2 protein-coding genes are annotated in these 684 nt (G+C 44.9%); both read left to right on the forward strand.

Going from position 1 to position 684, the window contains the following annotated elements:
* Positions 1-341 (forward strand): hypothetical protein (locus WKT20_RS18155; protein ID WP_340417879.1); only part of this gene is annotated, 341 nt, incomplete at its 5' end.
* 13 nt (positions 342-354) lie between these two features.
* Positions 355-684 (forward strand): DUF3408 domain-containing protein (locus WKT20_RS18160; RefSeq protein WP_340417880.1); only part of this gene is annotated, 330 nt, incomplete at its 3' end.

Genomic DNA, 684 nt, shown 5'->3' on the forward strand with positions numbered 1-684 from the left:
ACTCCACGCATATGCTGTGCTCCACGTTTGTGAGTGCAAAGATAAGGCACGGCAATCTAAAGACAAGCGTTTTCAATTTCTGTGGCAGTATGTTGCCGGGGGTTGCCGACTTCAACGCCAAAAACAACAAGAAAAACTTGCACGGCTGCAACGAATACATGAACAATGATGAGTTGAGAAATACGTTGAAGTTCTCACAACTATCTCGGTATGCAAATAAGCAAGCCACAACTAAATTGCCACGTTACACCCAATCAGTTGCATGGCTGCACTCAGTACACTTACTTTGCACCCGACAATCGGTCAATGGTGCAAACCGTGACCACTATACTAACAAATAAAACAGCATAAGTTATGGCAAAAACAAAAGATGCAGTCTTGGCTCCTGGGCAAAAGGAGCTGATGGAAAAAGAGTATTTGGATTTTGTTAAACCCTCTACGTATGGCAACAAAGCCAATCCAAGTAGTTGTAATTCTCTCTATGATGATGTAGAGAACCCAGAGTTGAGAGCAATTGTAGAGAAAGTTGCTGTAACAACTCCCTATAGAGAGGAAACATCAACGAACGAGGCTCAATCGCCACCGAATCCGCAGAAGCGCATCAGTGGCAAGCAGCGCAAAGCGACATTAGAGGAGTATCAGCAGACCTTCCTCCAGGTTCCAAGGATTGACGACCGCAAGCCA

The sequence above is a fragment of the Phocaeicola sp. ICN-14070 genome (genome assembly GCF_037892625.1).
Lineage (GTDB): Bacteria > Bacteroidota > Bacteroidia > Bacteroidales > Bacteroidaceae > Phocaeicola > Phocaeicola plebeius.